General features: G+C 62.2%; 24 protein-coding genes and 1 pseudogene. 16 read left to right on the top strand and 9 right to left on the bottom strand.

Features of this window, described 5'->3' with window-relative positions:
* Window positions 1–57 precede the first annotated feature (57 nt).
* From crcB to MESOP_RS22680, 5 genes are all read left to right on the top strand, one after another.
* Complete coding sequence (crcB, locus tag MESOP_RS22700; RefSeq protein ID WP_013895684.1) at window positions 58–432, top strand: fluoride efflux transporter CrcB; 375 nt, start codon at window positions 58–60, stop codon at window positions 430–432.
* A gap of 61 nt (window positions 433–493) precedes the next feature.
* Window positions 494–1,474, top strand: a complete 981-nt coding sequence (locus tag MESOP_RS22695) for an RluA family pseudouridine synthase (protein WP_013895683.1) — start codon at window positions 494–496, stop codon at window positions 1,472–1,474.
* Between the two features lie 41 nt (window positions 1,475–1,515).
* A complete protein-coding gene (locus tag MESOP_RS22690) occupies window positions 1,516–2,388 on the top strand; it encodes a DMT family transporter (RefSeq protein WP_049802473.1) in 873 nt (290 codons plus the stop codon).
* Window positions 2,389–2,399: 11 nt separating this feature from the next.
* On the top strand, window positions 2,400–3,191 hold the full coding sequence (locus MESOP_RS22685; RefSeq protein WP_013895681.1) for an ATP12 family chaperone protein: 792 nt from the start codon (window positions 2,400–2,402) through the stop codon (window positions 3,189–3,191).
* A gap of 183 nt (window positions 3,192–3,374) precedes the next feature.
* A complete protein-coding gene (locus tag MESOP_RS22680) occupies window positions 3,375–5,264 on the top strand; it encodes an MFS transporter (protein WP_013895680.1) in 1,890 nt (629 codons plus the stop codon).
* A 78-nt stretch (window positions 5,265–5,342) separates the two neighbouring features.
* On the opposite strand, the gene MESOP_RS22675 is transcribed toward MESOP_RS22680, so the two are convergent.
* The gene (locus tag MESOP_RS22675) at window positions 5,343–5,534 is read right to left on the bottom strand and encodes a DUF2735 domain-containing protein (protein WP_013895679.1); all 192 of its coding nucleotides are present in this window, start codon (window positions 5,532–5,534) and stop codon (window positions 5,343–5,345) included.
* A gap of 317 nt (window positions 5,535–5,851) precedes the next feature.
* On the opposite strand from MESOP_RS22675, the gene MESOP_RS22670 reads away from it, so the two are divergent.
* A complete protein-coding gene (locus MESOP_RS22670) occupies window positions 5,852–6,892 on the top strand; it encodes a glutamine synthetase beta-grasp domain-containing protein (RefSeq protein WP_013895678.1) in 1,041 nt (346 codons plus the stop codon).
* A 122-nt stretch (window positions 6,893–7,014) separates the two neighbouring features.
* Here the strand turns inward: MESOP_RS22670 and MESOP_RS35215 are convergent, their stop codons facing one another.
* The 3 genes from MESOP_RS35215 to MESOP_RS22655 form a co-directional block, all read right to left on the bottom strand.
* Window positions 7,015–7,179 carry a hypothetical protein gene (locus MESOP_RS35215; protein WP_174324781.1) on the bottom strand — a complete coding sequence of 55 codons (165 nt, stop codon included), beginning with the start codon at window positions 7,177–7,179 and terminating at the stop codon, window positions 7,015–7,017.
* 720 nt (window positions 7,180–7,899) lie between these two features.
* Entirely contained in the window at window positions 7,900–9,309 is a 1,410-nt protein-coding gene (glnA, locus tag MESOP_RS22660; RefSeq protein WP_013895677.1) for a type I glutamate--ammonia ligase, read from the bottom strand.
* A 74-nt stretch (window positions 9,310–9,383) separates the two neighbouring features.
* A complete protein-coding gene (locus MESOP_RS22655; protein ID WP_006205430.1) occupies window positions 9,384–9,722 on the bottom strand; it encodes a P-II family nitrogen regulator in 339 nt (112 codons plus the stop codon).
* A gap of 358 nt (window positions 9,723–10,080) precedes the next feature.
* On the opposite strand from MESOP_RS22655, the gene MESOP_RS22650 reads away from it, so the two are divergent.
* Window positions 10,081–11,610: a bifunctional ADP-dependent NAD(P)H-hydrate dehydratase/NAD(P)H-hydrate epimerase gene (locus MESOP_RS22650; RefSeq protein ID WP_013895676.1), complete on the top strand. Its 1,530-nt coding sequence runs from the start codon at window positions 10,081–10,083 to the stop codon at window positions 11,608–11,610.
* A gap of 13 nt (window positions 11,611–11,623) precedes the next feature.
* On the opposite strand, the gene MESOP_RS22645 is transcribed toward MESOP_RS22650, so the two are convergent.
* Entirely contained in the window at window positions 11,624–13,156 is a 1,533-nt protein-coding gene (locus tag MESOP_RS22645) for an acyl-CoA carboxylase subunit beta (protein ID WP_013895675.1), read from the bottom strand.
* Window positions 13,157–13,222: 66 nt separating this feature from the next.
* Between MESOP_RS22645 and MESOP_RS22640 the strand changes: the two genes are divergently transcribed.
* The 3 genes from MESOP_RS22640 (at window position 13,223) to MESOP_RS22630 (ending at window position 15,536) form a co-directional block, all read left to right on the top strand.
* Window positions 13,223–13,459: a transcriptional regulator gene (locus MESOP_RS22640; RefSeq protein WP_013895674.1), complete on the top strand. Its 237-nt coding sequence runs from the start codon at window positions 13,223–13,225 to the stop codon at window positions 13,457–13,459.
* Between the two features lie 6 nt (window positions 13,460–13,465).
* Complete coding sequence (locus MESOP_RS22635) at window positions 13,466–13,753, top strand: type II toxin-antitoxin system RelE/ParE family toxin (RefSeq protein WP_013895673.1); 288 nt, start codon at window positions 13,466–13,468, stop codon at window positions 13,751–13,753.
* A 349-nt stretch (window positions 13,754–14,102) separates the two neighbouring features.
* Window positions 14,103–15,536: a DEAD/DEAH box helicase gene (locus tag MESOP_RS22630; protein WP_013895672.1), complete on the top strand. Its 1,434-nt coding sequence runs from the start codon at window positions 14,103–14,105 to the stop codon at window positions 15,534–15,536.
* 114 nt (window positions 15,537–15,650) lie between these two features.
* Here MESOP_RS22630 and MESOP_RS22625 read toward each other — a convergent pair whose 3' ends face one another.
* A complete protein-coding gene (locus tag MESOP_RS22625; RefSeq protein ID WP_013895671.1) occupies window positions 15,651–16,625 on the bottom strand; it encodes an alpha/beta hydrolase in 975 nt (324 codons plus the stop codon).
* Between the two features lie 92 nt (window positions 16,626–16,717).
* The gene (locus MESOP_RS22620) at window positions 16,718–17,542 is read right to left on the bottom strand and encodes an SDR family oxidoreductase (RefSeq protein WP_013895670.1); all 825 of its coding nucleotides are present in this window, start codon (window positions 17,540–17,542) and stop codon (window positions 16,718–16,720) included.
* Between the two features lie 225 nt (window positions 17,543–17,767).
* Here MESOP_RS22620 and MESOP_RS22615 point away from each other — a divergent pair, with 225 nt between their 5' ends.
* From MESOP_RS22615 to MESOP_RS22590, 6 genes and pseudogenes are all read left to right on the top strand, one after another.
* Window positions 17,768–18,802, top strand: coding sequence for a cysteine synthase A (locus tag MESOP_RS22615; RefSeq protein ID WP_013895669.1), 1,035 nt, complete (start codon window positions 17,768–17,770; stop codon window positions 18,800–18,802).
* Window positions 18,802–19,545 carry an alanyl-tRNA editing protein gene (locus tag MESOP_RS22610; protein ID WP_013895668.1) on the top strand — a complete coding sequence of 248 codons (744 nt, stop codon included), beginning with the start codon at window positions 18,802–18,804 and terminating at the stop codon, window positions 19,543–19,545. Before MESOP_RS22615 ends, MESOP_RS22610 begins: the two co-directional genes overlap by 1 nt.
* A gap of 30 nt (window positions 19,546–19,575) precedes the next feature.
* Window positions 19,576–20,442 carry a 3-mercaptopyruvate sulfurtransferase gene (gene sseA / locus MESOP_RS22605; protein ID WP_013895667.1) on the top strand — a complete coding sequence of 289 codons (867 nt, stop codon included), beginning with the start codon at window positions 19,576–19,578 and terminating at the stop codon, window positions 20,440–20,442.
* Window positions 20,443–20,447: 5 nt separating this feature from the next.
* On the top strand, window positions 20,448–21,011 hold the full coding sequence (locus tag MESOP_RS22600) for a GNAT family N-acetyltransferase (RefSeq protein ID WP_013895666.1): 564 nt from the start codon (window positions 20,448–20,450) through the stop codon (window positions 21,009–21,011).
* 98 nt (window positions 21,012–21,109) lie between these two features.
* Window positions 21,110–21,668, top strand: a pseudogene (locus MESOP_RS22595) (OmpA family protein).
* A 181-nt stretch (window positions 21,669–21,849) separates the two neighbouring features.
* The gene (locus MESOP_RS22590; RefSeq protein ID WP_013895665.1) at window positions 21,850–22,317 is read left to right on the top strand and encodes a DUF1203 domain-containing protein; all 468 of its coding nucleotides are present in this window, start codon (window positions 21,850–21,852) and stop codon (window positions 22,315–22,317) included.
* Window positions 22,318–22,548: 231 nt separating this feature from the next.
* Here the strand turns inward: MESOP_RS22590 and MESOP_RS22585 are convergent, their stop codons facing one another.
* Both MESOP_RS22585 and ald read right to left on the bottom strand, forming a co-directional pair.
* The gene (locus MESOP_RS22585; RefSeq protein ID WP_013895664.1) at window positions 22,549–23,859 is read right to left on the bottom strand and encodes an outer membrane protein; all 1,311 of its coding nucleotides are present in this window, start codon (window positions 23,857–23,859) and stop codon (window positions 22,549–22,551) included.
* A 213-nt stretch (window positions 23,860–24,072) separates the two neighbouring features.
* Window positions 24,073–25,188 carry an alanine dehydrogenase gene (ald, locus tag MESOP_RS22580; RefSeq protein ID WP_013895663.1) on the bottom strand — a complete coding sequence of 372 codons (1,116 nt, stop codon included), beginning with the start codon at window positions 25,186–25,188 and terminating at the stop codon, window positions 24,073–24,075.
* Window positions 25,189–25,260: the final 72 nt, after the last annotated feature.

Raw genomic sequence — 25,260 nt, 5'->3', positions numbered from 1 at the left:
GACTGTCGGGTCTTGAAGGGATTGACGCCGCCGCCCCTGCAGGGGCAGTAAACGACCATGTTCAATCTGCTTCTCGTGGTCGTCGGCGGCGGCATCGGCGCCGGCATCCGTCATCTCGCCAATATGGGCGCGCTGCGCCTCGTCGGTCCCAATTATCCCTGGGGCACGATGGCGATCAACATCGTCGGCTCCTTTGCCATGGGTCTGTTCATCGCCATCCTGGCGCGCCGCGGCGGATCGACCGAAGTGAGGCTGTTTGTCGCCACCGGCATCCTTGGCGGCTTCACCACCTTTTCCGCTTTCTCGCTGGATTTCGCGACATTGTGGGAGCGGGGAGCCACGCTGCCGGCGTTTGGATATGCGCTTGCCAGTGTCATTGGCGCCATTATCGCCCTGTTTCTGGGACTTTGGCTCGCAAGAAGCCTGCCTTAGTGCTATTGCCGCGCCGAGAGTAGGGCCGAGCCCTGCCGGGAAATGGATAAGCGAAGAAAACATGGCAGGCGTTGAACAGATCACGGTGGAGGCCGGCGAGGCGGGCATGCGGCTCGATCGCTGGTTCAAGACCCATTTCCCGGGCCTCGGCTTCGGCCATCTGCAGAAGCTGCTGCGCTCGGGCCAAATCCGCGTCGATGGCGGCCGCGTCAAGGCGGACAGCCGTGTCGAGCCTGGCCAGGTGGTGCGTGTCCCGCCGCTCGAGGTGGACAAGAAGGGCGAGAGCCCGCTGACCGGCCACTCGATCCGTAACCAGGGCGATGCCGACGTCCTGGCCAAAATGCTGATCCATGAGGATCCGAAGGTTTTCGTCTTCAACAAGCCGGCGGGTCTGGCGGTGCAGGGCGGTTCGGGCGTTACCCGCAATGTCGACGACATGCTGGAAGCCTGGCGCAACCAGAAGGGCGAGAAGCCGCGGCTGGTTCACCGGCTCGACCGCGACACGTCGGGCGTGCTGGTCGTTGCCCGCACGAGGCTGGCGGCGATGAAGCTCTCCGAGGCGTTCCGCGCCCGCGAGACCAAGAAGACCTATTGGGCGCTGGTCAAGGGCGTGCCGCCCAAGCGCGAGGACAAGATCTCGACTTGGCTGATCAAGGAGCCGACACCCGACGGCGACCGGGTGCGCATCGCCGCGCATGGCGAAAAAGGCGCCGACCACGCCGTGTCCTACTACCGCATCATCGAGCAGGCGGCGCAGACGATGACCTGGTTGGAAATGGAGCCCTATACCGGCCGCACCCACCAGTTGCGCGTCCATGCCGCCTATATCGGCTGCCCGATCATCGGCGATCCGAAATATTTCGAGGCCGACACCAATTGGGATTTTCCCGGCGGCATCCAAAATCGCCTGCACCTGCACGCGCGCCGCATCGTCATCCCGCACCCGGACAAGGGCTTCATCGACGTCACCGCGCCGATGCCGCCGCATATGCGCCAGAGCTGGAACCTGATCGGCTTCGACGACGCCAGCGCGGAGGATTGATCGTGGTCACCGACACGCTCGATCGGCGCGACACGGTCGACATGGCCGCCGCCGCGATCATGGTCGGCCTGACTTTTTCCTGGGGACTGAACTACGTCGCCGCCAAGATCTCCTATGCCGGTTACGACCCCGTCTTCCTGTCGATCGCGCGTTCGATCATCGGCGGCTTCTGCGTCTTCCTCTGGTGCCGCTGGCGCGGCATCGCGCTGTTCACGCGCGACGGCACCTTGCTTGCCGGCATCGCGGTGGGCGTGCTTTTCGGCGTGGAATTCCTTTGCCTTTACGTCGGCCTGGAACACACGACCGTTGCCCGCAACACCCTGCTGGTCAATACCATGCCGTTCTGGATGCTGATCGGCGGCCACTTCCTGCTTGGCGAACAGATCACCTTGCGCAAGTTCCTCGGCCTGCTCTTGGCCTTCGCCGGTCTTGCCGCTGTTTTTTCCGATAAGCTCGGCGGCGGCGGGGACATGCTGTTCGGCGACCTACTCAGTCTCGGCTCAGGGTTTTTCTGGGCCCTGACCAATATCCTCATCAAACGCTCGAAACTGGTCGAGGCGAGTGCTGAAAAGCTGCTGCTTTACCAACTCGCCGGCGCGGCCATCGTTGGCCTTCTGGTTCTGCCTTTGGCGGGCCCGCCGGTCCGCGATCCCACATTGCTGCCGACCCTGGCGCTGCTGTTCCAGGCGATCTACATCGTCGCCTTCACCTACGTGTTGTGGTTCTGGCTGCTGCGCCGCTATCCGGCGTCGGGTCTGTCCAGTTTCACCTTCCTGTCACCGGTGTTCGGTGTTTTGTGCGGCGCAATCATCTTGAACGAGCCGCTGACCATCCGCATCTTCCTGGCACTTGGTCTGATTGCCGCCGGCCTGATCATCGTCAACCGGCCGGCGCGCAAGCTGACACCGGTGTGAGAGAGACCTTCATGCGCGATATCCTCAACGACCTCGAAGCGGGCAAATACCTTTCCGATCCGGACCCGGTGCGCCGCGCCCAGATCCAGATGAAGACACCGCTGCCGAAGCGCTTCTACAAAACCGTCTCGGTTGCGCCGGTGGAAGACGGGTTTGCCGTCCATCTCGACGGCAGGCCGGTGCGCACACCGGGAAAGGCGCTGCTGTCGCTGCCGACCGAAGCAGCCGCGGCGCTGGTTGCCGACGAGTTCGCCGCCCAGGGCGAGACCATCAATCCAGTAACGATGCCGGTGATGCGCCTGGTCAACACCGCCATCGATGGCGTCGCCAGCGATCCGCAGGCGGTGCTGGAAGACATATTGCGCTTTGCCTCGTCCGACTTGCTTTGTTACCGCGCCGATGCGCCGCAAGGGCTGGTCGAGCGGCAGAACGAGCACTGGGACCCGGTGATCGATTGGGCACGCGGCAGCCTTGGAGCCCGCTTCAATCTTGCTGAAGGCATCATTCATGTCGAGCAGCCGCGCGAGACGATCGCCGTGCTGGGCGCGCATCTTGCTCAGCGTGCCGATCCGCTGCGGCTCGCCGCCATCCACGTCATGACATCGCTGACCGGTTCGGCGCTGCTGGCGCTGGCTGTCGATTTTGGCGAGCTCGACGTCGAGGCCGCCTGGGCCGCCGGCCATGTCGATGAGGACTGGCAGATCGAGCAATGGGGCCAGGACGCGGAGGCGGTTGCCCGCCGCTCCGCCCGCAAGCGCGATATGATGGCCGCCGTCCAGCTCCTGGAAGCGCTCAAGGCCTGAGCTTCGCACGGCTTTGCCGCACCGCACCTAATACCAAAGTCATAATCCCATCGTCGCTCTGCCGCCGGGGGGCGCTTTCTGTCATTTTTTCCGCGATGGCTGTCGTTGAGTCCGCGTTCGGAGGAGAACGCCGACGATTGAAACGCAGCGTCGAGGAAAAGGGTCTCACGGGAGGAAAACGCAATGGCATTGGCATCGACCGCCGGCGGAACGAGCCGCGGCATGACGCGGGAAGAGAAGAAGGTCATCTTCGCTTCCTCGCTCGGCACCGTTTTCGAATGGTACGATTTCTATCTCTACGGCTCGTTGGCGGCTTTCATCGGCTCGACCTTTTTTGCTCCGACGATCCCTGAGGCGACACGCAACATCTTCGCGCTGCTGGCCTTTGCCGCCGGCTTCCTGGTGCGCCCTTTCGGCGCCCTTTTGTTCGGTCGTATCGGCGACCTCGTCGGCCGCAAATATACGTTCCTTGTCACCATGACGATCATGGGCCTGTCCACCTTCCTGGTCGGCCTGCTGCCGGGGTATGCCACCTTGGGCATCGCCGCTCCGGTGATCCTGATCATCCTTCGCATGCTGCAGGGCCTGGCGCTCGGCGGTGAATATGGTGGCGCGGCGACCTACGTCGCCGAGCACGCGCCCGACGACCGCCGAGGCTTCTATACGTCATGGATTCAGACGACGGCTACGCTCGGTCTGTTCCTGTCGCTGATCGTCATCCTGATCGTTCAGGGCTCGTTGAGCAAGGAAAGCTACGCTGCCTGGGGCTGGCGCATTCCGTTCATCGTTTCCTTCCTGCTGCTCGCCGTCTCGATCTGGATCCGGCTGTCGCTTTCTGAGTCGCCGACCTTCCAGAAGATGAAGGAAGAGGGCAAAGGCTCCAAGGCGCCGCTCTCCGAGGCTTTCGGTCAGTGGAAGAACGCCAAGATCGCGCTGCTGGCGCTGCTTGGCCTCACTGCCGGCCAGGCCGTCGTCTGGTACAACGGCCAGTTCTACGCACTGTTCTTCCTGCAGAACGTGCTGAAGGTCGATGCGCAGTCGGTCAACATCATGATCGCCATTGCGCTGGCCATCGGCTCGATCTTCTTCGTCGTGTTCGGCTGGCTGTCCGACAAGATCGGCCGCAAGCCGATCATCATGGCTGGCCTTGCGCTGGCAATTGTCTGCACCTTCCCGCTGTTCAAGGCGTTGACCTGGGCTGCCAATCCGGCGCTGGCCACGGCACAGCAGAACACCCGGGCAACGGTGACGGCCGCCCCCGGCGATTGCAGATTCCAGTTCAATCCGGTCGGCACCGCCAAGTTCACGACGTCCTGCGACATCGCGACTTCGTTCCTGACCAAGAACTCGGTTCCCTACGACATCGTCTCGACGGCCGCGGCCGGAACAGCCGCGTCGGTCAAGATCGGCAACGAGACCGTGGAGTCCTACGACGCCGTCGCTGCCGGCGACCAGGCCAAGGCCAAGGACGCCGCCTTCGTCAAGGCCGTCAACATGTCCCTGCGGGACGGCGGTTATCCGCTGAAGCGCGCGGCAATCAAGGTTGCCGACCAGAAACTCGACGCCTTCATCGCCGCCAACCCTGAACTGAAGCTCGATGCTGCCGCCATCCGTGGCGGCGAAAAGACAGCGGTGCCGACCGAACAGGCAGTCAAGGACAAGATCCTGACCACCGATGAGGCAGCAGGCGCGCCCGAGGTCACTGTCTACAACATACCGGGCGGTGGCGCCTTCGCCATGTTCGCCGATCCGGCAGCCGTCAACTGGCCGATGACGATTGGCATCCTGTTCATCCTGGTGCTGTTCGTCACCATGGTCTACGGGCCGATCGCGGCGATCCTGGTCGAGATGTTCCCGACCCGCATCCGCTATACCGGCATGTCGCTGCCCTACCATATCGGCAATGGCTGGTTCGGAGGCCTGCTGCCGGCGACCGTGTTCGCCCTTAGTGCCTACAAGGGTGATATCTACTATGGCCTCTGGTATCCGGTGGTGATCGCGGCGATGTCGCTCGTTATCGGCATGATCTTCGTCAAGGACACGCTTGGCACCGATCTGCACGCCAAGGAGTAGCCGACGGATCGTCCACCAAAAGCCCGGCGTGAGCAATCACGCCGGGCTTTTTCGTATCCGAGACCTGAAGGGGGTGGCTCAGCTCTTCCGCTGGTTTTCTTCCTCGACGGCCGCCTCGTGGTACCAGCCGTCAAAATCGGCGTGCGTGTTGCGCAGCGAAGCAAGCTCTGCCGCGAACTTGGCCTTTGCGCCTAAATTTGAGGCAGATTTGCGGGCTGCCAGAGGGAACATCAGGATCTTTGCCGACGGACGGGAGATGATGACTTCCATAAGCGGCCTCCTTTCTTTTGCAGGAGCTTTTCGATTCAGCTTTATTGCAAGATAGGTTGTGCGATTCATTTGGGCAATATGCCTACGAAAAGATCATCTTTTGCATATTATTTATGCATTTTGCATTGTTGATCGATCTCGATCCATCGATGAGGCGGCTCAGCAAATTCAACCGGGTATCGCCGCCATTTTGCCGCACCCGCTGGCGCCCGAGTGGCACACGAATTGCATTTTAGTGATCCGGCAGGGCCGGCTGCTGACGGCAGACGCGTGTCGACGCCGTTCAGTGTTCGGTGATCAAGCAACGAGAGGCTAGAATGACGAAATACAAGCTCGAGTACATTTGGCTCGATGGTTACACCCCGGTCCCCAACCTTCGCGGCAAGACGCAGGTCAAGGAATTCGCCGAATTCCCGACGCTCGACCAGCTGCCGCTGTGGGGTTTCGATGGTTCCTCGACCATGCAGGCCGAAGGCCACAGCTCCGATTGCGTGCTGAAGCCGGTCGCGGTTTATCCGGACCCGACCCGCACCAATGGCGTGCTGGTCATGTGCGAAGTCATGATGCCCGACGGTGTGACGCCGCACGCCTCCAACAAGCGCGCCACCATTCTCGACGACGAGGGCGCCTGGTTCGGCTTCGAGCAGGAGTATTTCTTCTACAAGGACGGCCGTCCGCTCGGCTTCCCGGAGACCGGTTATCCCGCACCGCAGGGCCCATACTACACCGGCGTCGGCTACAAGAACGTCGGCGATGTCGCACGCCAGATCGTCGAGGAGCATCTCGACCTTTGCCTGGCGGCCGGCATCAACCATGAAGGCATCAACGCCGAAGTGGCCAAGGGCCAGTGGGAATTCCAGATCTTCGGCAAGGGCTCCAAGAAGGCCGCCGACCAGATGTGGATCGCCCGCTATCTGCTTCTGCGCCTGACCGAAAAATACCGCATCGACATCGAATTCCACTGCAAGCCGCTTGGCGACACCGATTGGAACGGCTCGGGCATGCATGCCAACTTCTCGACCGCTTATATGCGCGAAGTCGGCGGCAAGGCGTATTTCGAATCGCTGATGGCGCAGTTCGACAAGAACCTGATGGACCACATCGCCGTCTACGGCCCGGACAATGACAAGCGTCTGACCGGCAAGCACGAGACCGCGCCATGGAACAAGTTCAGCTACGGCATCGCCGACCGCGGTGCGTCAATCCGCGTGCCGCACTCCTTTGTCAAGAATGACTACAAGGGCTACCTGGAAGACCGCCGTCCGAATTCGCAGGGCGACCCCTACCAGATCGCTTCGCAGATCCTGAAGACGATCTCGCAGGTTGCGACCGACGCATCGGTTTCGGCTGCCGCCTGATTGTTTTCGCGGCGCGGACGCAAGATCTTCGCCGCACCAGAACTCGATGACGAAAAAGGCCCTGGCGAAAAACGCCAGGGCCTTTTTCGTAGTGCTTGCGGGGCGAGGCACGTCCGCCTTGGTCAGCGGGCGGCAGCTCCACGTGCTTTCAGCGCAGCGACAACCTTCGCATGGGGCAAAGCGAGGTTGCGGTTGCCGTCGCGGCCGATCATGTCGCTGTTGGCGATGAGGGCGCTGGGCACCGCCTCTTCGGGCGCCTGCACGACGGCTGCGTAAAAGTCGTCCATGCGCCCCCATGCCGGATAAGCGTCGCCTTCCGACGTTCTGTCCTTGCGAGAACTCCGGCCGTTGCCGGGGTTCTTTTTGCCGTGCTGGCCCGGCGGGGTGAATTCCCCCAAAAAAAGTCAGGTTGAAAAGGACCGGGCAATTTCCTGTCACGGAGAGGCTTTTGGCAGGCGCCTTTTGCCGTCATGAAATATCCAGCGTTTCCGAGTTCGTTGAAAAACCCCGGAAAACAGCCTGTTTCAGCTCGTCCGTACACCAATGACTATCTATATAAGCCACTGTTCATACATCGAAATCGGCGATTTATGCCTCGGGCTGGCGGCGTTGACAGATCACGCCGCGGCATGCGTATTCGGGACCTTGGGTTACGCCAAAGCGATGCTGTTCGAACGGGCGGGGTTTCTTGAACGACGGCATTGGCGGGGGCGCCGGACGAGCGGGCATTGCAGCCTGAGGCAGTGTGCCGCTCGCTCCTGGCGACTTTTCCGCGCGAAAAGCCATCTGCCGCTCACCGCAAATGGGCCGCGATGGCCCAGTGTTACGACCGTGACCGACGTTGCCTGCCCTCGGCAAATCCAGCTAACAACGATCCCCGTAAACCAAAAGCGGGTGGCCGCTGTCGCATGGCTGGTCACGCAAACCATCCGCGGACATCTGGTGACAGCAAAAAGCCCTTGAAGGGGAGATCCTTCAAGGGCTTTGCAAGTTTATGCGAACGAGATTTAGACCGAGTAGTACATGTCGTATTCGACCGGATGCGGGGTCATTTCGAAGCGCATCACCTCGGCCATTTTCAGCTCGATGTAGCTGTCGATCTGGTCGTCGTCGAAGACGCCGCCGGCCTTCAGGAAGCCACGGTCCTTGTCGAGGCTCTGCAGGGCTTCACGCAGCGATCCGCAGACGGTCGGGATCTTCTTCAATTCCTTCGGCGGCAGGTCGTAGAGATCCTTGTCCATCGGCTGGCCGGGATGGATCTTGTTCTTGATGCCGTCGAGACCAGCCATCAGCATGGCGGCGAAAGCGAGGTAGGGGTTTGCGCCCGGATCGGGGAAGCGGACCTCGACGCGCTTGGACTTCGGCGACGAGCCGAACGGGATGCGGCAGGACGCCGAGCGGTTGCGCGCCGAATAGGCAAGCAACACCGGCGCTTCGTAGCCCGGCACCAGACGCTTGTAGGAATTGGTCAGCGGGTTGGTGAAGGCATTGATCGCCTTGGCGTGCTTGATGATGCCGCCGATGTAGAACAGGCAGCTTTCCGAAAGACCGGCGTACTCGTTGCCGGCGAAGGTCGGCTTGCCGCCCTTCCAGATCGACTGGTGGACGTGCATGCCCGAGCCATTGTCGCCGAAGATCGGCTTCGGCATGAAAGTGGCCGTCTTGCCGTAGGCGTTGGCGACCTGGTGCACGACATACTTGTAGATCAGCATCTTGTCGGCGTTGCGGACCAGCGTGTCGAACTTGATGCCGAGTTCGTGCTGGGCGGCCGCGACCTCGTGGTGGTGCTTCTCGACGCGCACGCCCATTTCGGCGAGCACGGTCAGCATTTCGGAGCGCATGTCCTGCGCGCTGTCGATCGGCGGCACCGGGAAATAGCCGCCCTTGATGCGCGGCCGGTGGCCAAGGTTGCCGGTCTCGTAGTCGGTGTCGTCGTTTGACGGCAGTTCGGTGGAATCGAGCCTGAAGCCGGTGTTGTAGGGGTCGGCCTTGTACTTGACGTCGTCGAACACGAAGAATTCGGCTTCCGGGCCGACATAGATGGTGTCGCCGATGCCTTCCGACTTCATGTAGGCCTCGGCCTTCTTGGCCGTGCCGCGCGGGTCGCGATTGTAGGATTCGCCCGAGACCGGATCGAGGATGTCGCACAGGATGACCATGGTCGACTGCGCGAAGAACGGATCCATGTGGACCGTGTCCGCATCGGGCATCAGCACCATGTCGGACTCGTTGATGGCTTTCCAGCCGGCAATCGAGGAGCCGTCGAACATCACGCCATCGGCGAACATGTCTTCCTCGACCTCGATGACATCCATCGTCACGTGTTGCAGCTTGCCCTTCGGGTCGGTGAAGCGCAGGTCAACGAATTTCACGTCGTTGTCCTTGATCTGCTTCATGATGTCTTTGGCTGTCGTCATGTCATGTATCCCTGTTTGATGACGTTTTTTGATGATGACGTTTTTTGATGATGACGTTTGGGGAGGTGGTCGCGTCAGACGGCGTCCATGCCGGTTTCTCCGGTGCGGATGCGCACGACTTCCTCGATGTTGGAGACGAAGATCTTGCCGTCGCCGATACGGCCTGTCTGGGCCGCCTTGCGGATAGCCTCGATCGCGCCTTCGACGGCGTCGTCGCCAAGCACGACCTCGATCTTCACCTTGGGCAGGAAGTCGACGACATATTCGGCGCCGCGGTAGAGTTCGGTGTGGCCTTTCTGGCGCCCGAAGCCCTTGGCCTCGGTCACGGTGATGCCTTGCAGTCCGGCCTCCTGAAGCGCTTCCTTCACTTCGTCCAGCTTGAATGGCTTGATGATCGCTTCGATCTTTTTCATGTAAAAAGTGGCCTCCACTGCCAAAAAAACGGGTTGTGAGCCCCCGCTTGCGCCTCCATCAAGCACGAACTGTGCCAATCCGAGGGATTCGAAGCGGTCTCATGCGATTTCGAAGCCGCACCGCGCCGGGATGCAAATTCGCGTCATTCGCTGTACAGGATGCGGCACCGGCTTCCGGAACCTACACAGTGCCATCCGTCGTCGCAGCACAATAATTAGGCATGTCGCCCATCGCGTGGGCAATTTTTACCTGTGATGCCTCTCATCCGAACAGTATGGCTGCCCTCGCGCAACCTCTTCCTTGTTTGCTTCGGATCGCAAAGTGGACAATGCTTGATCGAATGCGGATCGGCAATCCATGAGCGATGAACTTCTTACTCCCGCCGAAATGGCCGAAGCGGACCGGCTGACGATCGCTGCCGGTCCAGCCGACGGCATCGGCCTTATGCGTCGTGCCGGCGAGGCCGTCGCGGCCGAGGTTTTCAAGCGCCATTCGGCAGCGGTCCACGTCCACGTGCTGTGCGGTCCAGGCAACAATGGCGGTGATGGCTATGTCGTCGCTCGCATCCTGACCGGCAGCGGCGTCGCCGCGACGATCTGGGCATCCGGCGCACCGAGGCCGCGAAGCGACGCAGCACTGGCAGCGGCGGAGTGCCCGATCAAGCCTCGGCCGCTATCCGGCTTCAAAGCCGAGCCCGGCTCGATCGTGGTCGACGCGCTGTATGGGGCAGGGCTGTCCAAGCCGCTGTCCGGCGATGCCGCCAGGGCGATCGATATCGCCACCGACATGCATTTGCCCGTTATTGCCGTCGACCTGCCATCGGGCGTGTCCGGCGACAGCGGCAAGGTGCTCGGCAAGGCATTTGCCGCCGAAATCACCGTGACCTTCGCGCGCAGGAAGCCCGGCCATCTGCTCCTGCCTGGCCGGGAGCGATGCGGCGAGGTCGTGCTTGCCGATATCGGCATTGGCGACGAGATCATCGCACGGCTGCGGCCCAGGACGTTCGAGAACACACCGGCGCTTTGGTTGCGTGTTTTTCCCGTGCCGGCCATCGATGCGCATAAATACAAGCGCGGCCATGTCGGCGTCTTCTCCGGCGGCCCAAGCGCCACCGGCGCGGCGCGGCTGTCGGCACTGGCCGCTGCGAGGAGCGGGGCGGGGGCTGTGACCGTGCTGTCGCCGGGCAATGCCATGCAGGTCAATGCTGCCCATCTGACCTCGATCATGCTTCGCAAGGCCGATGACGTCGTGGACATCGAAGGATTTGTCGGCGAACGCCGGCCGTCGGCCTTTGTCCTCGGGCCCGGCTTTGGCGTCGGTCAGAAAACGCGGACCTTCGGGCTCGCGCTCCTTGCCTCCGGCCAAAAACAGGATGCTCCCGCCCAGGTCGATGGTCTTGTCTTTGACGCAGATGCGATCACCTCCTTTCGCGACGCGCCGGATGTCTTGTTCGAAGCCGCACGCCGGAAAAACGCGCCGGCCTTGCTGATGACGCCGCATGAAGGAGAATTCGCGAGGCTGTTTCCCGGCATTGCTGGTGACGATGCCTCGTCCAAGCTGGACAAGGCGGGTGCGGCAGCCGCCAATGCCAATGCCGTCATCGTCTACAAGGGCGCCGACACGGTGATCGCAGCGCCCGATGGCAGGGCGGCGATCAATGCCAACGGTGCGGCCTGGCTTGCCACCGCGGGGTCGGGCGACGTGCTGTCGGGCATATCAGCCGGTCTGCTGGCACAAGGCATGCCGGCGTTCGAGGCTGCCTGCGCGGCGGTGTGGATCCATGCCGAGGCCGGCAGCCGCCTCGGGCCTGGCCTGATCGCCGAGGATCTGCCGCAGGCGATGGTGACGGTGCTGCGCGAACTGGTCGCCGCCCGCAGCGGGCGCTGACTGGAATCCCAGCTCACAACGGAATGTTGTCGTGCTTCTTCCAGGGGTTCTGCATGTCCTTGTTGCGCAGCATCCGCAGCGCGCGCGCAATGCGGCGGCGGGTCGAGTGCGGCATGATCACCTCGTCGACATAGCCGCGCTCGGCGGCGACGAAGGGCGACAGGAAGCGATCCTCGTAAGCCTTTGTGTGGGCTGCTATCTTTTCCGCGTCACCGATGTCCTTGCGGTAGATGATTTCGACCGCGCCCCTGGCGCCCATGACCGCGATCTGCGCCGTCGGCCAGGCATAGTTCATGTCGCCGCGCAGGTGCTTCGAGGCCATGACGTCATAGGCGCCGCCATAGGCTTTGCGGGTGATGACGGTGATCTTGGGCACGGTGGCCTCGGCATAGGCGAACAAGAGCTTGGCGCCATGCTTGATCAGCCCGCCATATTCCTGGGCAGTGCCGGGCAGGAAGCCCGGAACGTCGACGAAGGTGACGATCGGGATCGAAAAACAGTCGCAAAAGCGCACGAAACGCGCCGCCTTGCGGCTGGCATCGGAATCCAGAACGCCGGCCAGCACCATCGGCTGGTTGGCGACGAAGCCGACGGTGCGGCCCTCGACGCGTCCGAAGCCGGTGACGATGTTCTTGGCGAAGCTCTGCTGGATCTCGAAGAAGTCGCCCTCGTCGGCGACTTTCAGAATCAATTCCTTGATGTCGTAAGGCTTGTTGGCGTTATCGGGAATCAGCCGGTCGAGCGACAGATCATGGTCGGTGACCGACTGATAGCATTCGATCTCGGGGAGTTCCGATGTGTTGGACGCCGGCAAGAGGTCGACCAGCCGGCGCATCTGCAAGAGCGCCTCGACGTCATTGTCATAGGCGCCGTCGGCGATCGAGGATTTCGTCGTGTGGACCGAGGCGCCGCCGAGGCTCTCGGCGGTCACCGTCTCGTTGGTGACGGTCTTCACCACGTCCGGCCCCGTGACGAACATGTAGGAGGTGTCGCGCACCATGAAGATGAAGTCGGTCATGGCAGGCGAGTAGACGTCGCCGCCGGCGCACGGACCCATGATGACGGAAATCTGCGGAATGACGCCCGAAGCCAGCACGTTGCGCTGGAAGATCTCGGCATAGCCGCCAAGGGCCGCCACGCCTTCCTGGATGCGCGCGCCGCCGGCATCGTAAAGGCCGATGATCGGCGCGCGGTTGCGCAGCGCCATCTCCTGCACCTTGATGACCTTCTCGGCATGGGCTTCCGACAGCGAGCCGCCGAACACGGTGAAATCCTTGGCGAAGAGGTAGACCGGACGGCCGTTGACCGTACCCCAGCCGGTGACGACGCCGTCGCCGGCGATCTTCGTCTTCTCCATGGCGAAATCGGTCGAGCGGTGCTCGACATACATGTCGAACTCCTCGAACGAGCCTTCGTCGAGAAAGACCTCGATGCGTTCGCGCGCGGTGAGCTTGCCCTTCTTGTGCTGCGCATCGATACGCGCCTGGCCACCGCCCATGCGGGCGATATCGCGCCGCCGCTCGAGTTCCTTCAGCACGTCCTTCATAGTCGATCTCCCCGCGACGCCGGAAAATTCTTGGCAGGCATTCGCCAGATATGGCAGACTAATCTTATGAAGAACAACATAGAAATATCCGAGGATCTGAGCCGCCGGATCGACATGTTGGCCTCGCGCTCTTCGCTCACTCGCGGTCAGATCATCGAGGACGCCCTGTCGCACGGCCGTTCTTTGGCGTGGCAAGAAAAATGGATCGCCGGCGTTCAGGCCGGAATCGAGGCTGCCGACCGTGAGGACTTCGCGAGCGAAGAGGAGATTGCGGCTGTTCTGAACAAATTCAGCCAGGCTTAGAGGTCTGTGCGAATTGTCTGGACGCATCACTATCTGATCGAGCTTGCGTCAATTGGCGATTATATCGGCCAGCATAACCCGCGGGCTGCCGCGCGAATCGTCAACGACATTCATTCAAAGACGACCCGGTTGCTATCAGCCAACCCATTCATCGGGCGTATTGGTGAGATCAAAGGTACCCGTGAGCTGGTGATTTCCGGCACACCCTACATCGTCGCCTACCGGGTGAAAGACACTCAAATTGAAGTTCTGTTCGTCCAGCATGGGGCGAGGGAGTGGCCGGATGACGCCTGATCTCGGCCATTCGGTCTGATCGATTTTGCTGCACCGCAACATCACGCCCCTTGCATTCCGGTGTGAACTCAGCCATATGCAGCCCATAGGCGCTTGGGCCGGGAGATTCCGGCCTTCTCGACAAATGAGACTGGTTGCGTCTGTTTTCCCTCTTTTTGGCTGATCGATCCCGATTGGTTGGCAAGGTGGCGAAAAAGCCCCGTGGCATGATGCCTGCGGGCACGACAGCGCAGCCGAGTGGACGTTACCGTCCGCCCGCCTTGTCGTTTCATATCGAATTTTTCGACGGCAGGTTGCGCCCTGCCGCCATTGACGTTTGCGGCCAGAGGCCGCGTGAAAGAAGATTATTTTGACCAACGAAAACACATTGTCCGGTAAGGACACTGGGCCCGACACCGCGGAACTCTCCGGTTTCGCAGCGCTGGGAGTTACGGGTGCGCTGCTCAAGGCCACCCACAATGCCGGCTTCACCGAACCGAAGCCGATCCAAATGCAGGCGATCCCGCCGCAGCTGGAAGGCCGCGATATATTCGGCATCGCCCAGACCGGCTCCGGCAAGACCGCTGCCTTTGCGCTGCCGATCCTGTCCAAGATCATCGCGCTCGGCACCAAGCGGCGCGCCAAGACGACGCGCGCGCTGATCCTTGCGCCGACCCGCGAGCTTGCGGTTCAGATCGAGGACACCATCAAGATCCTCGCCAAGGGCGCGCATGTCTCGACGGCACTCGTGCTGGGCGGCGTCTCGCGCTTCAGCCAGGTGAAGAAGGTTGCACCCGGCGTCGACATCCTGATCGCCACGCCCGGCCGGTTGACCGACCTGGTGCGCGAGGGCGACCTCATCCTCTCCGACACCAAATGGCTGGTGCTCGACGAGGGCGACCGTATGCTCGACATGGGCTTCATCAACGACGTCAAGCGCATCGCCAAGGCGACCGCGCCTGACCGCCAGACGGCGCTGTTTTCGGCCACCATGCCGGACGAGATCGCCGAACTGGCCAAGGGCCTGTTGAAGAACCCTGTGCGTATCGAAGTCTCGCCGCAAAGCACCGCGGCCGCCGAGATCGTGCAGGGCGTCGTCTTCGCCCGCACCAAGCAGAAGCGCCAGGTGTTGTCGACGATGCTCGCCGATGCGGCGATGAAGTCCGTCATCATCTTTTCGCGCACCAAGCATGGTGCCGACCGGGTGACCAAGGACCTCGAGCGCGACGGCTTCAAGGCCGCCGTCATCCATGGCAACAAGTCGCAGAATGCCCGTCAGAAGGCGCTGAACGATTTTCGCGATGGATCGGTGCGCATCCTCGTTGCGACCGACATCGCGGCGCGCGGCATCGACGTTCCCGGCATCAGCCATGTCGTGAATTTCGACCTGCCGGACGAGGCTGAAAGCTACGTTCACCGCATCGGCCGCACCGGCCGCAACGGCATGGACGGCATCGCCATCACGCTTTGCGATCCGTCGGAAAACAGCAAGCTGCGTCAGGTCGAGCGCATCATCCGCACCAAGCTGCCTATCGTTGCCGACCATCTCGGCAGCCCCGATCCGCAGCGCAATCCGGCTGAAAAGAACGAGCGCTTCGAGCCCGCCAATGACCGCAACGACCGCAATGGCCGTCGCGACGGCAGGCGTCCAGGCGGCGAGAACAAGGGCAACGGCTTCGGCAAGAAGCGCTTCGGCGACAAGCCGGCCTTCGCCGGTGAACGCAAGCCGGAAGGCGCCAAGCCCTTCAAGGGCAACAACAAGCGCCGCTTCGGCGGCAAGCGTCCGGCGGCGCGGGCTGCCTAAACAGGCCGCCTCGCATCAGCCGAACCTTTGCATGGTCGGCTGACCAGCCAGCGACAGAAAAAAGGGCGACCGCGGTGATCTCGCGGTCGCCCTTTTTGTGTCTGGACAATCAGCTTACTTCACCACCGCTTCGAGCCAGACGGCGATCCTTTGCGCGAGGAAGGCCGTGGTCGACGGCGACAGCGTGTCGCCGGCGATGACATGGTTGTCCGGATCGCCGGTGTCGTCGACCGGCACCAGTTCGTGCGGCGCGCCCCATCGCCCGGCAATTTCGCGGGTGCGGTCGGGCCGCACCACCTTGTCTGAATCCGAAAAGATGAACAGCGCCGGGATGGTCGCTTTCTCGACCGGCGCGCCAAAGGCAAGTTCCGTCAGCGCCTGCATCGGCAGCGTCGCGGCGATCGGATATTTGGTGGTCCAGAATTTCCCGTGCAGGGCGTTGCGCGGCGCGAAGCTGCGTTCCTTGCCGGCGACGAGTTCGGCGATCTGTTTGCCCCATGGCATGGTGAGGATCTCGGCGCCGGATGCCTTGACACCGAAATTGGGCGAGATGAATGCAATGGCCACGATCCCGTCCGATGCTCCCGGCTGCGTTGCCGCCCACACCGCCAGCGAGCCGCCCGTCGAGGTGGCGATGACGACCACCTTGTCGCCGATCGCCCGGCCGATGGCGAGCGCCTCCTCATAGTCGTTGATCCAGGCGTTGACGCTGCCTTGCGTCATCGCCGCGCCGTCCTGCCCGTGGCCGGTGAGGCGGGTGTAGAACAGGTTGGCGCCGAGCTGGTCGGCCACGTCGTCGGGCAGGGGGCGAACCTCGCCCTTCGATGCGGAGAAGCCGTGGATGTAGACGATCGACAGCGGCGTCTTGGCATGCACCATCGGGTTGGCCCAGACGATCTCCTTCTCCAGCCCATCGCGTATACCCGGTATGGCGGCTTCTGTCCTGGCGACATAGGCTTGCGGATCGTCACCGATGACGGAAGGATCGAAACGGATCGCGGTGTCGATGGGAACGCGTGGGCCAAGGACGAAGATCAATGCAAGGACGGCGATCAGGCCCAGAACGGCAAACACGATCCGTCGCCCCATAGCAGACTCCACGCAACAACAATGAACCTATGGCGATGGCCGTGAACAGGCAACGGCCGTTCAGGCAGCCAAACCATCAATCCTGTGGGCATCTATTCCTTCGGCGGCGGCTTGCGCTCGTAATGCAGCGGCCGTGCCTTCCAGCTGGTCGTCAGGCTGATCACCCACCGGGTTATCGGCCTCGGCAGCAGGGCGAGAAATTTCAGCGGCCAGCTCGTCCGGTACGGAAAGGTGACTTCGAAGCCACCGGATTTGATGCCCCGCACCATGCGGCGCGTCGCGCGGTTGACAGGCATCAGACCCGGCATCGGCAGCATGTTCTTCTCGGTCAGCGGCGTGTCGACGAAGCCCGGATTGATGACCTGGACGCGAATGTTCATCTTGTCGAAATCATATTTCAACGACTCGGCCAGGATGTTGATCGCCGCCTTGGTGCCGCCATAGGCGGCCGTGGTCGGCCAGCCAAAATAGGCGGTGACGGAGCCGACCAGCACGACATGGCCGCGCGCCCTGATCCGCATGTAGTCAAGCACGGGCACCAGCCCATTGATGATGCCGAAATAGTTGACCTCGAAGGAACGGCGAAAATCGCGGACGACTAGCGCCTCTCCGGGCGTTGAGATGTAGTTTCCGGCATTGAAGATGGCGAGCACGATGGGGCCGAGTTCCTTTTCGATCGCGGCAACCGTTCTTGCCATGCGCGGCTCGTCGGTGACGTCGCAAGGAAAGGCCGTGACGCTGCCGGGCATCTGCGCGGTCTCGACGATGAGCGTGTCGATCGGATGGTCGTCGAGCGCCGTTACCGCCACGGCATAGCCCTGGGACGCCAGATCCCTGGCCAGCGAACGGCCTATGCCGCTGCTGCCGCCGGTGACCCAAGCGACGCCGTGTTTCGGATCGGCCCGATAGAGTGTCATGCTGCGCCCTGTCGAGTTGTTGCCGTCTTGCTCTAGCGGCGAAGAAATCGAATGGAAAGAGTGCTTTTCAACGTCGGATGCAAATGAACTGTGCGATACCGATCCGGACTTGAGGGCATCCATGCACAACAGTGCTGGAAATGCGACTGGACCAGGCGAATTCTTGCCTTGAAACCGAGGCTTTGGGTTTCTAGGGTTTCGGCGCACGCACACAAGGAATCCTGAATGCCCCGTTCTGTGATCGATGCGATCGGCAACACGCCTCTGATCCGCCTCAACAAAGCCTCCGAGGAAACCGGCTGCGAGATCCTGGGCAAGGCTGAATTCATGAATCCGGGGCAATCGGTCAAGGATCGCGCCGGCCTGTTCATCATCCGCGATGCCGAACAGCGTGGCTTGCTGAAGCCGGGCGGCGTCATCGTCGAGGGGACGGCCGGCAATACGGGCATCGGGCTGACGCTGGTCGCCAAGGCTCTGGGATACCGCACCGTCATCGTCATTCCCGACACCCAGAGCCAGGAAAAGAAGGACACGATCAGGCTGCTCGGCGCCGAGCTGATCGAAGTGCCGGCAGTGCCCTATAAGAACCCCAACAACTACGTGAAACTGTCGGGACGGCTGGCCGAGCAGATGGCCAGGACCGAGCCGAATGGCGCCATCTGGGCCAACCAGTTCGACAATGTCGCCAACCGCGACGGTCATAACCGCACCACGGCGCAGGAGATCTGGGCCCAGACGGGCGGCAAGGTCGACGGTTTCGTCTCGGCGGTCGGGTCCGGCGGAACGCTGGCCGGCGTCGCTTCCGGGCTGAAGGCCAAAAACAAGGACGTGAAGATCGCGCTCGCCGATCCGCTGGGGGCCGCGCTCTACAGTTTCTACACCAGCGGCGAACTGAAATCCGAGGGCAGCTCGATCACCGAAGGCATCGGGCAGGGGCGCATCACCGCCAATCTCGACGGGTTCACGCCGGACTTCTCGTTCCAGATCAAGGACGAGGACGCGCTGCCGATCGTCTTCGACCTGATCCAGGAAGAAGGCCTGTGCGTCGGCGGCTCGACCGGCATCAACATCGCCGGCGCGATCCGGCTGGCCAGGGAACTGGGCCCAGGCCACACCATCGTGACTATTCTTTGCGACTACGGAACGCGCTACCAGTCGAAACTGTTCAACCCGGAATTTCTGCGCGAGAAAAACCTGCCAATACCGGGCTGGATGGAGCTGCAGAGCAAGATTTCGGTGCCTTTCGAAAAGGTCGCATGATGGCGTACAGGACGGAAGCGCTGTTTCGCGACGACGCCTATCTGAAGACGGCGGACGCCACGGTGGTTGCCGTCAACGACCGTGGCGGCGTCATTCTCGACCGCACCATCTTCTATGCCACCTCGGGTGGCCAGCCAGGAGACTCCGGCGCATTGGAGCGCGCCGACGGCAGCCGCATCGAGATTGCCGCCACCATCACCGGCGAGACCAAGGACGAGATCGTCCATGTGCAGGCGCCTGCACAGGCGGCCTTGGTGGTCGGCGAGAAGGTGAAGCTCGCCATCGATTGGGAGCGGCGGCATCTCCTGATGCGCATGCACGCGGCCTGCCATTTGCTGACCGTCGTCTGCCCGTTCCCGATCACGGGCGCTTCCGTTTCCGAGGACGACAGCCGTGTCGATTTCGACATTCCGGACGCCAGCTTCACCAGGGAAGAGGTGACCGCTGGCTTGATGGACCTGGTTCGGGCCGACCACCCGATCTTCACCAGGCTGATCAGCGACGAGGAACTGGCCGCCAATCCTGGCCTGGTGAAGTCCAAGAACGTCAGGCCGCCGGTGGGCACCGGCAGGATCCGCCTGGTCTGCATCGGCGAGAACGCCTCCGTGGACAGCCAGCCCTGCGGCGGCACGCATGTTAAGAGCACCGGCGAAGTCGGCGAAATCCACATCGGCAAGATCGAGAAGAAGGGCCGTGAAAACCGGCGCTTCCGCATCCGCTTCGGCCCGATGCCGGCGAACTGAACAGACCGCCAGAGGGCGGCAGGAGAAAAAATGGCCGAAGACAGTCCTTTCACCGTCGATGCGGATTGGCTGCAGGGGCGCCTGGGCCAGCCGGGCCTGACGGTCATAGACGCGTCCTGGTATCTGCCGGCGCAAAAACGCGACGCGCGTGCCGAATATGACGCGGCCCACATTCCCGGCGCTCGTTTCCTGGACCAGGATGCGGTTTCGGATCCGGACGCCGCCTTGCCGCATACATTGCCGTCGCCGCAGCATTTTGCGCAATATGTCGGTTCGATGGGGGTTTCGGCCGATGACACCATCGTCGTCTACGACGGTCCAGGTTTCTTCTCGGCACCCCGGGCATGGTGGATGTTCCGCATCATGGGCGTCTTCCAGACCTATATTCTGGATGGCGGCTTCGACGGCTGGAAGGCAGCCGGCCGGCCGGTAACGGCCGAGCCGACGAAGATCGCGCCAAGCGTGTTCCATGCCGATTTCGACGCCGGTCGCGTCGCCAGCCTCGCCGACATGCGCCGGATCGTCGAGATCGGCTCCAGCCAGATTGCCGATGCCCGTGGACCGGGCCGCTTTACCGGCGCCGAACCCGAGCCCCGTGCGGGTATCCGCTCCGGCCACATGCCGGGCGCGCGCAACGTGCCGTACTCCGCCCTGTCGGAAAAGGGGGTGCTGTTGTCGAAGGATCGTTTGCGCAAGGTGATCGAGCAGGCCGGCATTGACCTGTCGAAGCCCGTCGTCACATCTTGCGGCTCCGGTGTCACCGCCGCGGTGGTCACCCTGGCGCTGGAGACGCTTGGCCACACCGACAACAGGCTTTATGACGGCTCATGGACCGAGTGGGGCGGGCTCTCCGACACGCCTGTCGTGACCGGGCCCGCGAAAGCTGGCAAGGAATGAACGCGATGGAAAACGGCGTGCTGCAGGACATCGACGTCACGGTGACTTTCCTCGAAATGCATGCGCCTCCCGCCGCCTCGCCGCCGGTGCCCTACAACCGCCAGGTCGCGCTGCTGAAGACCAAGAATATCCCCTTGCATTTTTACCGCTACCTGATGGACCGGGTGGGGCGCAAATGGCATTGGGTGAATGTTCTCAGGCTGAACGACGACGAACTTTCGGCCGGAATCCACCGCGAGGATCGCGACATCAGGGTGCTCTATCTCGACGGTGCGCCGGCAGGCTTCTTCGATCTCAAGCCACATTTGCCCGAGGAAGTCGAGCTCGCCTATTTCGGCATGATGGAACACGCGACCGGACTGGGCATCGGCCGCTGGTTCCTGGGTGCCGCGATCTCCGCTGCGTGGTCTTACGGGCCAAAGCGGGTAGTCGTGCAGACCTGCACGCTCGATCATCCGGCGGCCCTGCCGCTCTACCAGAAGCTTGGTTTTACGCCGGTTGCGCAGAAGAAGGAAACCGTGCACCCGCTGCCGTTCGCCGAGCGCTCGGCAAGCGTCATGCGGCCATGACACGAGCCGGAACCCGAACCTTTCGTTCATCGCCGATTCAGCCTGCCTTTGGCATTGTGCCCGCATCGCCAATGCGGCCGAGGCCGAAGGAGAAACATATGCTGGCCCGCCGTACACTCGCCGCCGCGCTGATCGCTGCGATTGCCATGCCGAGCCTTGCCGCCGCGCAGGCGACAACACCTTCGGCCGCGACAATCGAACGGAAGCTGGAGGCAGCACCCCGCGTGAAGCTGCGGCCGAACGAGCGCGTCACCATCCGCGAAATTCAAGCGCCGGCCGGATCTGCGCCTCATGGCGCGCTCGATCGATATCCAGTCGATCAATTTCGCCTTCGGCTCGGCGGCCATTTCCAGTTCGCAATACGGCAAGATCGAGAACATCGCCGATGCGCTGAAGCGCATCCTGCGCCGCGATCGCGGTGCTCGCGTGCTGATCGAGGGGCATACCGACGCCGTCGGCTCCTTCCAATCGAACCAGGTCCTGTCCGAACAGCGCGCTGCCTCGCTGAAACGCACGCTGGTGCGTGAATTCGGCGTACCCGGTCATGCGTTGGAGACTGTCGGTTACGGCGAGGAGTTCTTGCTGGTGCCGACGCAGAATGAAAACTGGCAGAATCGCAGGGTGACGCTGCGCCGCTTTGACGATTTCATCCGGTGATTGGGTCCGGTTTGCCCTTTGGCTAGCCGGGTTGCGTATTGGCCCGGCCTGTCGGCTAACTTTCGCAGCTTGCGGGGACTGATCGCTCGCATCGGATCGGTCCCTCGATCTTTGCATGAAACGGGTGGGAAGCATTGGCTCGAGCCGCTAATTTCCGGTCGACAACACCGGAGATTTCACCATGACCATCCAGTTCAAAGCTCTGCCGACCGAAGACGTCAGACCCCTGCAGCGCGGCGGACCCGATGCCTATGGCCACACGCCCGAGCGGCAGATTTCCGATGGCGACGGCATGCCTTGCCGGCATTGCCTGAAGAACATCGCAGCCGGCGATACCTATCTCATCCTGGCCTATCGGCCGTTCCCGAACCTTCAACCCTATGCCGAAACCGGGCCGATCTTCCTGCATGCCGAGGAATGCGAGCGCGCCGACGAGGCGGGAACGCTTCCCGAGATTCTCGAGAGCCCGGACTATATCGTGCGTGGCTATGGCAAGGACGACCGCATCGTCTACGGCAGCGGCGGCGTTATCGCGACCGACGCGATCGCCGCACGGGCCGAGACCTTGTTCGAGCGCGACGACATTGCCTACGTGCATGTCCGCTCGGCACGCAACAATTGCTATCAGTGCCGCATCGAGCGGGGCTGAGGCGTAGAGTTTCCGGCAGGAAATCCTGTCGTACTCCCGTCGTACAGTTGCGATAGAAAGCGATTGTCGATCGATTGGCCGACCGCGGATGAACCGGCGGCAATCTCGATATCGAGGAAGCGGGGCTTTGGCTCCGCTTTTTTGTTGCCCGCGCTTTTCCCAGTTTGCCGAACAACAAAAAAGCCCGCCGGCCAGGCCGACGGGCTTCGACTGTTTGCCTGGAGGGGCTTCTTAGTTGAACTTGTACTTCGCGCCGAGACGCACGGTATGGAAGGAAGGAGTCGTCGTCACCAACCCATCGGGTGCTCCTGATCCCAACAAGAACGACAGGTCCTTCTCGGCGAATTGCGAATAGCGGTATTCCAAACCGATTGTCATGTTGCTCGATACAGCCGTTTCCAGACCGGCACCCACCGAGAAACCGCTCGAACCCCAGTCGGCAATGTCGCCGACCGGGTCGGAAGCGTTCAGGTCGAAATGCTGCCAGCTGTAACCAGCCAGTGCGTAGGCGAGCGTCGATTCGTTCATCTTCATGCCGACGCGGCCAAGCACATCGAAGCCGTAGTCGGTGTCGACATTGATCGATCCGACGCCGAGATCCAGCTTCGACGTCATGCCGGAGTAGCGAGCATCGACCATGACGCCTGCGACCCAGCTGCCGAAGTCCTGGTCGTAACCAACGTTCAATTCGCCAAACGCGCCTTCGCCGCCGAGGCCATTGAACTTGGCGCCGCCCAGGGGTGGGATTTCGATCTGGTGCACGGATGCACCCGCGCCCAACCCGCCACCGATATAGAAACCGGTCCAGTTATACGCAGGGGTTTCAAAGGCAGCACCACCGCCATTTTGGGCGCCAAAACGGTAGTTGGCTGCAATCTGGAACGTATGCCGCGACGTATCGAGGTTGAGAAGGCCATCCGGCGCGCCGATAAGGCCCGCTTCTGAAAGGAGATCCCCCTTGGTGCCGAAGCGCGTATAGCGGTACTCGGTCTTGATCGTCCAGTTGCTGTTGATGGCCGTTTCAATGCCGCCGCCGACAAAGTAGCCGCTCTGGTCCCAGTCGAACCCAAAGCCGGCATTCGAATCGAGCTTGTACTTCTGCCAGGAATAGCCACCGAGCACGTAGCCCAGTGTATTCGGGGTAAACAGATAGCCTACGCGCAGGCCGGCATCGAAACCGTACGTCTCCTGGATCGAGGCGTCGAAACCGGCGGCATCGATCTTGGTTTTGATATCGCCCACGTGGACGTCCAGCAGTCCACCGAGCAGGAAGCGGGGCGAAACCATGTAGTCATAGCCAGCGGTAAGTTCGCCGTAGACGCCTTCGCCGCCGATGCCATTCAGCGAGATCGGAATAAAGTCGCTGCCAAGTTTGTGAACGTTGGCGCCGGCGCCAACACCGAAGCCGACATACAGCCCACTCCAGTTGAAACCGGATGCTTCGACCGGCTGAACCACATCAGCCGCATGCGCAGCCGACATCAAAGCAAATACGGAAACAGCACCGAGAAAAATAGATTTCGCAGAAACGCGAACAGTCATTGCCCAAACCCCTAATCAATAAGCCCGCAATCTTCCTAGCAGGGAGTCGGTCGCATGAGGAATGACAAATATGCAACAGTTGTAGGCAAACTCATACCTGCAACTGACCCCGGTCTGCCCAGTAATCAAGTTTAGCGACCTGGATCGACCAGTAAAAAGCCCGCCGGAGGGAACCGGCGGGCAACAATAGCAAGTTGACTTTTTCTGGGTGTATCAGGCGGCCAGAACGGCTTTCGGCTCGACCAGCTCGTAGCCGAGCGCTTCGGCGACCGCGCGGTTGGTGATCTTGCCCTTGTGGACATTGAGGCCGTTGCGCAGGTGATGGTCGTCGATGACAGCCTTCAGGCCCTTGTCTGCAAGCTGCAGGCCGTAGTGGAGTGTCGCGTTGTTGAGCGCATGGGCCGAGGTGACCGGTACCGCGCCCGGCATATTGGCGACGCAATAGTGAATGACGCCGTCGACTTCATAAGTGGGCTCGGCGTGGGTCGTCGCATGCGAGGTCTCGAAGCAGCCGCCCTGGTCGATCGCGACGTCGACCAGCACCGAGCCCTTCTTCATGCCCGACAGCATCTCGCGGGTGACGAGCTTCGGCGCGGCGGCACCGGGGATCAGCACGGCGCCGATGACGATGTCGGCCGAGAAGCATTCCTCCTCGAGCGCCTCGACGGTCGAGTAGCGGGTATGGACGCGGCCGGTAAAAAGATCGTCGAGTTGGCGCAGGCGAGGGATCGAGCGGTCGATGATAGTGACATCGGCGCCAAGGCCGACCGCCATGCGAGCGGCATGCAGGCCGACGACGCCGCCGCCGAGCACTGTGACCTTGCCGGGCAGCACGCCGGGCACGCCGCCGAGCAGCACGCCGCGGCCGCCATTGGCCTTCTGCAGCGCCGTCGCGCCGGCCTGGATCGACAGGCGGCCGGCGACTTCCGACATCGGCGCCAGCAGCGGCAGGCCGCCACGGTCGTCGGTCACGGTTTCGTAGGCGATCGCCGTCACGCCCGAAGCGAGCAGGCCCTTGGTCTGCTCCGGGTCTGGAGCAAGGTGAAGATAGGTGTACAGGATCTGGCCGTCGCGCAGCTGCACCCACTCATTGGGCTGCGGCTCCTTGACCTTGACGATCATGTCCGACTTGGCGAACACGTCGGCGGCCGTCTTGGCGATCGTGGCGCCGGCGGCGCGATAGGCGTTGTCGTCGGCGCCGATGCCGGCACCGGCGCCGGTCTCGACCAGCACTTCATGGCCATGGGCGACATATTCGCGAACCGCTCCGGGCGTGAGGCCGACGCGGTATTCGTGGTTCTTGATTTCCTTGGGGCAACCGACGCGCATTTTTCTTCTCCTGATCCGGCCCCTTAGGGGCTCACTCCCTGTATGGACAGAGTGAACCATGAATCGGCCTGC

The sequence above is a fragment of the Mesorhizobium opportunistum WSM2075 genome (assembly GCF_000176035.2).
GTDB lineage: Bacteria > Pseudomonadota > Alphaproteobacteria > Rhizobiales > Rhizobiaceae > Mesorhizobium > Mesorhizobium opportunistum.
The sequence above is the reverse complement of the archived record's forward strand: the minus strand, read 5'-3'. Positions and strand labels throughout refer to the sequence as shown.

Bases quoted from the DNA above. Each gene is read 5' to 3' on its own strand.
- MESOP_RS22645 (WP_013895675.1), bottom strand. From the start codon at position 13,156: ATGAAGGACGTGCTGAAGGAACTCGAGCGGCGGCGCGATATCGCCCGC.
- MESOP_RS22675 (WP_013895679.1), bottom strand. From the start codon at position 5,534: ATGGAAGTCATCATCTCCCGTCCGTCGGCAAAGATCCTGATGTTCCCT.
- MESOP_RS22690 (WP_049802473.1), top strand. From the start codon at position 1,516: ATGGCCGCCGCCGCGATCATGGTCGGCCTGACTTTTTCCTGGGGACTG.
- MESOP_RS22585 (WP_013895664.1), bottom strand. From the start codon at position 23,859: ATGACTGTTCGCGTTTCTGCGAAATCTATTTTTCTCGGTGCTGTTTCC.
- ald (WP_013895663.1), bottom strand. From the start codon at position 25,188: ATGCGCGTCGGTTGCCCCAAGGAAATCAAGAACCACGAATACCGCGTC.
- MESOP_RS22625 (WP_013895671.1), bottom strand. From the start codon at position 16,625: ATGGGGCGACGGATCGTGTTTGCCGTTCTGGGCCTGATCGCCGTCCTT.
- MESOP_RS22695 (WP_013895683.1), top strand. From the start codon at position 494: ATGGCAGGCGTTGAACAGATCACGGTGGAGGCCGGCGAGGCGGGCATG.
- MESOP_RS22600 (WP_013895666.1), top strand. From the start codon at position 20,448: ATGGAAAACGGCGTGCTGCAGGACATCGACGTCACGGTGACTTTCCTC.
- sseA (WP_013895667.1), top strand. From the start codon at position 19,576: ATGGCCGAAGACAGTCCTTTCACCGTCGATGCGGATTGGCTGCAGGGG.
- MESOP_RS22650 (WP_013895676.1), top strand. From the start codon at position 10,081: ATGAGCGATGAACTTCTTACTCCCGCCGAAATGGCCGAAGCGGACCGG.
- MESOP_RS22685 (WP_013895681.1), top strand. From the start codon at position 2,400: ATGCGCGATATCCTCAACGACCTCGAAGCGGGCAAATACCTTTCCGAT.
- MESOP_RS22670 (WP_013895678.1), top strand. From the start codon at position 5,852: ATGACGAAATACAAGCTCGAGTACATTTGGCTCGATGGTTACACCCCG.
- MESOP_RS22620 (WP_013895670.1), bottom strand. From the start codon at position 17,542: ATGACACTCTATCGGGCCGATCCGAAACACGGCGTCGCTTGGGTCACC.
- crcB (WP_013895684.1), top strand. From the start codon at position 58: ATGTTCAATCTGCTTCTCGTGGTCGTCGGCGGCGGCATCGGCGCCGGC.
- glnA (WP_013895677.1), bottom strand. From the start codon at position 9,309: ATGACGACAGCCAAAGACATCATGAAGCAGATCAAGGACAACGACGTG.
- MESOP_RS22655 (WP_006205430.1), bottom strand. From the start codon at position 9,722: ATGAAAAAGATCGAAGCGATCATCAAGCCATTCAAGCTGGACGAAGTG.
- MESOP_RS22640 (WP_013895674.1), top strand. From the start codon at position 13,223: ATGAAGAACAACATAGAAATATCCGAGGATCTGAGCCGCCGGATCGAC.
- MESOP_RS22615 (WP_013895669.1), top strand. From the start codon at position 17,768: ATGCCCCGTTCTGTGATCGATGCGATCGGCAACACGCCTCTGATCCGC.
- MESOP_RS22610 (WP_013895668.1), top strand. From the start codon at position 18,802: ATGGCGTACAGGACGGAAGCGCTGTTTCGCGACGACGCCTATCTGAAG.
- MESOP_RS35215 (WP_174324781.1), bottom strand. From the start codon at position 7,179: ATGGACGACTTTTACGCAGCCGTCGTGCAGGCGCCCGAAGAGGCGGTG.
- MESOP_RS22590 (WP_013895665.1), top strand. From the start codon at position 21,850: ATGACCATCCAGTTCAAAGCTCTGCCGACCGAAGACGTCAGACCCCTG.
- MESOP_RS22680 (WP_013895680.1), top strand. From the start codon at position 3,375: ATGGCATTGGCATCGACCGCCGGCGGAACGAGCCGCGGCATGACGCGG.